At 56.7% G+C, this 6,203-nt stretch carries 6 protein-coding genes; 5 read left to right on the top strand and 1 reads right to left on the bottom strand.

All coding sequences use genetic code 11. The annotated features are described in order from the left end of the window. Positions 1-129 precede the first annotated feature (129 nt). The gene (locus AC2FAK_RS16500; RefSeq protein WP_013098506.1) at positions 130-1,173 is read right to left on the bottom strand and encodes an aminopeptidase; all 1,044 of its coding nucleotides are present in this window, start codon (positions 1,171-1,173) and stop codon (positions 130-132) included. Between the two features lie 246 nt (positions 1,174-1,419). On the opposite strand from AC2FAK_RS16500, the gene cysG reads away from it, so the two are divergent. From cysG to AC2FAK_RS16475, 5 genes are read left to right on the top strand one after another with little or no spacing between them, the layout of a single operon-like run. Then, on the top strand, positions 1,420-2,769 hold the full coding sequence (gene cysG / locus AC2FAK_RS16495) for a siroheme synthase CysG (RefSeq protein ID WP_170942756.1): 1,350 nt from the start codon (positions 1,420-1,422) through the stop codon (positions 2,767-2,769). Positions 2,770-2,778: 9 nt separating this feature from the next. Further along, positions 2,779-3,687 carry a sulfate adenylyltransferase subunit CysD gene (gene cysD, locus AC2FAK_RS16490; protein WP_008499613.1) on the top strand — a complete coding sequence of 303 codons (909 nt, stop codon included), beginning with the start codon at positions 2,779-2,781 and terminating at the stop codon, positions 3,685-3,687. Between the two features lie 9 nt (positions 3,688-3,696). Continuing rightward, a complete protein-coding gene (cysN, locus tag AC2FAK_RS16485) occupies positions 3,697-5,121 on the top strand; it encodes a sulfate adenylyltransferase subunit CysN (protein ID WP_095455283.1) in 1,425 nt (474 codons plus the stop codon). Beyond that, on the top strand, positions 5,121-5,726 hold the full coding sequence (gene cysC / locus AC2FAK_RS16480; protein ID WP_013098503.1) for an adenylyl-sulfate kinase: 606 nt from the start codon (positions 5,121-5,123) through the stop codon (positions 5,724-5,726). The genes cysN and cysC overlap by 1 nt, the downstream gene beginning before the upstream one ends. Before the next feature lie 58 nt (positions 5,727-5,784). Beyond that, positions 5,785-6,111: a DUF3561 family protein gene (locus tag AC2FAK_RS16475; protein ID WP_013098502.1), complete on the top strand. Its 327-nt coding sequence runs from the start codon at positions 5,785-5,787 to the stop codon at positions 6,109-6,111. Positions 6,112-6,203: the final 92 nt, after the last annotated feature.

Raw genomic sequence — 6,203 nt, 5'->3', positions numbered from 1 at the left:
TACGAGCTGAGTGAATCTAACTGCTCGCAAAATATTCATTCTAATCCTCTGAAACCACTAATAAAAAATTAGTGGGGATTCCTCAGCCCGGTGGGAGAGGGTTGGGGTGGGGCATCAGGCCGCACGACCTCAGGCTTTCCCCGCTTTCGCCAGCTCCTTCACCAGCGGCAGCATCACTTTCACCACATCGCGGCTGCGGTGCTCAATGCGCTGCGGCAGTGCGCTATCAATATGCTGCTGATTATCCAGCATCACGTTATGCCAGCTCGTCCCGTCCGGAAAGGCTTTCGTTTTAGCCCGCTGCTGATAGCCATCTTTTTTGCCTAACGCCCAGTTGGTGGCTTCGACGTACAGCACCGGGATGCCCGCTTTATCGAACACTTCACCGTCGTTACAGCAGCCCGTTCCGCGCGGATAAGCCGGATTGCCGCCAGGATTGGTCGTGGCATACACGCCATGGCTGCGCGCAATTGCCAGCGCCCGGTCACGGGTCAGTTTACGCACGGTACCCGGCGTACTCTGTCCGCTATTAAAATAGAGCTTATCGCCAACGATTAAATTATCGAGGTTAATCACCAGCAGCGTATTTTTCTTCTCCTCAGCGCTCATGCGCTTAAGGAAATTCTCCGCGCCGAGTTTGCCTTCCTCTTCGCCGCTGGTTGCCACAAAGCGAATACCGTATTTTGTCGGAATGTTTTTCATTCGCTCGGCCAGTTCAAGCATCACGCCCAGACCTGCCGCGTTATCGTCCAGCCCTTGCAGCGTCAGCCCGCCCAGATTGTTATCGGTATCGGCGTCGCTCATGGGCGCGTAAGTGTCCAGGTGCGCCATAATAATGATCTGCTCAGCCGCGCTACCTTCATGTGCCGCAATAACGGTACTGCCGGTCACGTTATGCCAGTTTTTTGTTTTATTTCGTGAGGTGTAGATATAGCGGCTGTGAAACGAGCGGATATCGCTCTGGTAGCCCATATCGGCAAACTGCTGGCGAAGATAGTCAGCGGAAAGCATTTCCGCAGGGGAACCGGTCATGCGTCCGGGAAAAACGGTGGCAATATGCCGCGCCTGCATATTGGCGATTTCACCATACGGTTGATTTTTTGCCTGAGCCGGAAGGATAAAGCAAACGCCGAGCGCCAGGGCAACGTATCGGTGGCGCATTGCGGAAAACATAGTGAGTCCTTAAAAACAGAGCAAAATTATAACCCGCTTAGTATGAAACTGTGATCGGCCATACACAATTTGAATTGCTCTTAAATGCCCGAAATTTCGCGTGTTAAGCACTTTTTGATATTTGCTTTTTCATCGCGTTATTCCATTGAGTAACTACTCATTCCAATTCGTAATTTCATTCGGTCTAAGCCGCCCCCTATAGTCCCTCTATTCCTCGTTGTTAGTGAGTTGTTGCTTGTGGACTATCTGCCCCTTTTTGCTGCGATTAAAGAAAAACCGGTACTGGTTGTGGGTACGGGGGAAATTGCCGATCGCAAAATCGCGTTTCTGCAGCGCGCGGGCGCGCAGGTGCGGGTTGTCGCAGAAGCGGAGTTCGACGAGTCACAAATCGACAGCGTGGTGCTGGTGATTGCAGCGACGGAGGATCGCGAACTCAACCGACGCGTTTCCGAGGCCGCTCAGGCGCGTTACCGCCTGGTGAACGTGGTCGACGACCAGCCTTTGTGCTCGTTTATCTTCCCGTCGATTGTCGACCGCTCGCCGCTGCTGGTGGCGATCTCCTCCGGCGGTACCGCACCGGTGCTGGCGCGCGTGCTGCGGGAAAAGATTGAAGCGCTGTTACCAACCAGTCTCGGACGTATGGCAGAGAAAGCGAGCTACTGGCGCAACCATCTGAAAAACCGCCTGACCAGCGTAACGGAACGCCGTCGCTTCTGGGAGCGGGTATTCCGTGGCCGCTTTGCCAGCCTGATGCACGCCGGTAATGAAACGGCTGCGCAAAAAATTCTCGAAGACGAGCTGGATAACCCCGGCAGCACGGGCGGGGAGATCATTCTGGTGGGGGCAGGTCCGGGGGATGCCGGGTTACTGACCTTACGCGGACTGCAGGTGCTACAAGACGCGGACGTGGTGTTCTATGACCATCTGGTCACCGACGGTGTGCGCGAGCTAATTCGTCGCGATGCCGAGCAAATCTGCGTGGGTAAACGCGCAGGCGAGCACTCGGTACCGCAGCACGACACCAATCAGATGCTGGTTGCTGCAGCGAAAGCAGGCAAAACCGTGGTGCGCCTGAAAGGGGGCGATCCGTTCATCTTTGGTCGCGGTGGCGAAGAACTGCAGGCGGCAGCCGAAGCGGGCGTGCCGTTCCAGGTGGTGCCGGGGATTACGGCGGCCTCCGCGGTAACGGCCTACGCCGGTATTCCGCTTACGCACCGCGATTACGCCCAGAGCGTGACCTTTGTGACCGGTCATTATAAGGCCGACAGCACGCCGTTTGACTGGTCGCATCTCGCCCAGAGCCGACAGACGCTGGCCATCTATATGGGCACCATGAAGGCGGCGGACATCAGTGAACAACTTATTCAGCACGGTCGCGAGGCGACAACGCCGGTGGCCGTGATTTCTCGCGGCACCCGCGTCGATCAGCGTGTGGTGACCGGTACGCTACAAGACCTTGCAGTCCTGGCGAAAGACGCCCCGATGCCCGCGCTTATTGTGGTGGGCGAAGTGGTACAGCTGCACAGCACGCTCGCCTGGTTTCAACATACAACAGACTCAGAGGGGTTTGGCTCCTCTGTGGTGAATCTGGCTTAAGGAACGGTTATGGACCAAAAACGACTTACTCACCTGCGACAGCTTGAAGCGGAAAGTATCCATATTATCCGCGAAGTGGCCGCCGAGTTCTCTAACCCGGTGATGATGTACTCCATCGGCAAAGATTCCAGCGTGATGCTGCATCTGGCGCGTAAAGCGTTTTATCCGGGTACGCTGCCGTTCCCGCTGCTGCACGTGGATACCGGCTGGAAATTCCGTGAGATGTATGAGTTCCGCGACCGTACCGCCAAAGCCTATGGCTGTGAGCTGCTGGTGCATAAAAACCCGGAAGGGGTGGCGATGGGCATTAACCCGTTTGTTCACGGCAGCGCCAAACACACCGACATCATGAAAACCGAAGGGCTGAAGCAGGCGCTGAACAAGTACGGTTTTGACGCCGCTTTCGGCGGTGCGCGCCGTGACGAGGAGAAATCCCGCGCCAAAGAGCGTATTTACTCCTTCCGTGACCGCTTCCACCGCTGGGATCCGAAAAACCAGCGTCCTGAGCTGTGGCACAACTACAACGGCCAGATCAACAAAGGCGAAAGCATTCGCGTCTTCCCGCTCTCCAACTGGACCGAGCTGGATATCTGGCAGTACATCTATCTGGAAAATATCGAGATCGTTCCGCTTTACCTGGCGGCTGAGCGCCCGGTGCTGGAGCGTGACGGCATGCTGATGATGATCGACGACGATCGCATTGATTTACAGCCGGGCGAAGTGATCAAAAAACAGATGGTGCGTTTCCGTACTCTTGGTTGCTGGCCGCTGACCGGCGCGGTGGAGTCCAACGCGCAAACGCTGCCAGAGATCATCGAAGAGATGCTGGTATCGACCACCAGCGAGCGACAGGGGCGCGTCATTGACCGCGACCAGGCAGGCTCGATGGAGCTGAAGAAACGTCAGGGTTATTTCTAAGGAGCCGCCATGAACACCACGATTGCCCAACAAATTGCCAACGAAGGCGGCGTAGAAGCATACCTGCACGCGCAACAACACAAGAGCCTGCTGCGCTTTCTGACCTGCGGTAGCGTTGATGACGGTAAAAGCACGCTGATTGGTCGCCTGCTGCACGACACGCGTCAGATCTATGAAGACCAGCTCTCTTCCCTGCATAACGACAGCAAACGTCATGGTACTCAGGGCGAAAAGCTCGACCTGGCGCTTTTGGTGGACGGCCTGCAGGCGGAGCGCGAGCAGGGCATCACTATTGATGTTGCGTACCGCTATTTCTCCACCGAGAAACGCAAATTTATTATTGCCGACACGCCGGGGCATGAGCAGTACACCCGCAACATGGCCACCGGTGCATCAACCTGTGAGCTGGCGATCCTGCTGATCGACGCCCGTAAAGGCGTGCTGGATCAAACCCGTCGTCACAGCTTCATCTCCACGCTGCTGGGGATCAAACACCTGGTGGTGGCGGTGAATAAAATGGATCTGGTGAACTTCAGCGAAGAGACCTTCGAGGAGATCCGCCAGAGCTACCTGACCTTTGCTGAACAGTTGCCGGGTAACCTTGATATTCGCTTTGTGCCGCTCTCGGCGCTGGAAGGGGATAACGTCGCCTCCCAGAGCGCCAACATGCCGTGGTACAGCGGCCCGACGTTGCTGGAAGTGCTGGAGACGGTTGAAATTCAGCGCGTGGTGGATACCCAGCCAATGCGCTTCCCGGTGCAGTATGTGAACCGCCCGAACCTCGATTTTCGCGGCTTCTCCGGCACCCTCGCCTCGGGCACCGTCACGGTGGGGCAGCGCGTCAAAGTGCTGCCGTCGGGTGTGGAGTCGTCCATTGCCCGTATCGTCACATTTGATGGCGATCTGCAGGAAGCGGGTGCCGGTGAAGCGGTGACGCTGGTGCTGAAAGATGAGATTGATATCAGCCGCGGCGATCTACTGGTGGATGCGCAGGAAGCGCTGGCGGCGGTGCAGGGTGCTGCCGTGGATGTGGTGTGGATGGCTGAACAGCCGCTGACCGCAGGCCAAAGCTACGACATCAAAATTGCCGGTAAGAAAACGCGCGCCCGCGTGGACGGTATCCAGTTCCAGGTGGACATCAACAATCTGACCCAGCGTGAAGTGAGCGAACTGCCGCTGAACGGTATTGGCCTGGTGGATCTCACCTTTGACGAGCCGCTGGTGCTGGACAAATACCAGCAAAATCCGGTAACGGGTGGACTTATCTTTATCGATCGCCTGACCAACGTTACCGTTGGTGCAGGCATGGTGCGCGAGCCTAATCAACAGGCGGCAGCGGTGTCTGAATTCAGCGCCTTTGAGCTTGAACTGAATGCGCTGGTGCGTAAGCACTTCCCGCACTGGGGTGCACGCGATCTGCTGGGAGGCAAGTAATGGCCGCCCATGATGAGAACGTCGTCTGGCATCCTCATCCGGTTACCGTCGCTCAGCGGGAGCAACTCCACGGCCACCGTGGGGTTGTGCTGTGGTTTACCGGGCTGTCCGGCTCCGGTAAATCGACGGTCGCGGGCGCGCTGGAAGAGGCGCTGCATCAGCAGGGGGTGAGCACCTACCTGCTGGATGGCGACAACGTGCGTCACGGCCTGTGCAGTGATTTAGGGTTTAGCGATGAAGACCGCAAGGAGAATATCCGTCGGGTTGGGGAAGTGGCCAGCCTGATGGCGGATGCCGGGCTGGTGGTGCTGACCGCGTTTATCTCGCCTCACCGCGCCGAGCGGCAGATGGTACGCGAGCGCGTCGGTCAGGATCGATTTATTGAGGTGTTTGTCGATACGCCGCTGGAAATCTGCGAAGCGCGCGATCCGAAAGGGCTGTACAAAAAAGCCCGCGCGGGTGAGCTGCGAAACTTCACCGGCATCGACTCGGTCTACGAAGCGCCTGAATCCCCTGAGATTCACCTGGAAGGTCAACAATTGGTAACAAATTTAGTAAGCCAATTATTAGACCTGCTCAGACGGGACGATATTATCAGATCCTGAGACGGTATCGTTCGGGAGCTGTCTTCCCGAACGATGAGTCACGGTCACAGGATTAGCTATGCGCAACAGTGAAAACTACATGATTACCACCGGGTCGGATCCGATAGCGACCGACGACGAGACGACCTGGTCCTTTCCCGGGGCCTTCGTCGGCTTCGTCTCGTGGTTGCTGGCGCTGGGCATCCCGTTTCTCATCTACGGCGGTAACACGCTGTTCTTCTTTCTCTACACCTGGCCCTTCTTCCTGGCGCTGATGCCCGTGGCGGTTGTCGTCGGCATCGCCCTGCATTCACTGCTTAACGGCAAACTGCTGTACAGCACCGTTGTCACGATTGTGACGGTGGTCCTGATGTTTGGTCTGTTATTTTTGTGGCTCATGGGCTAACTTCAGCCATAATTCAAACCGTAACCAACTGTGTGACGATATTGAGCAGGGCGATTCTGCGGAAAAAATGTGGTACATTTGCCCGCGATGTT

The organism is Enterobacter cloacae complex sp. 394F7, assembly GCF_057320385.1.
The sequence above is the reverse complement of the archived record's forward strand: the minus strand, read 5'-3'. Positions and strand labels throughout refer to the sequence as shown.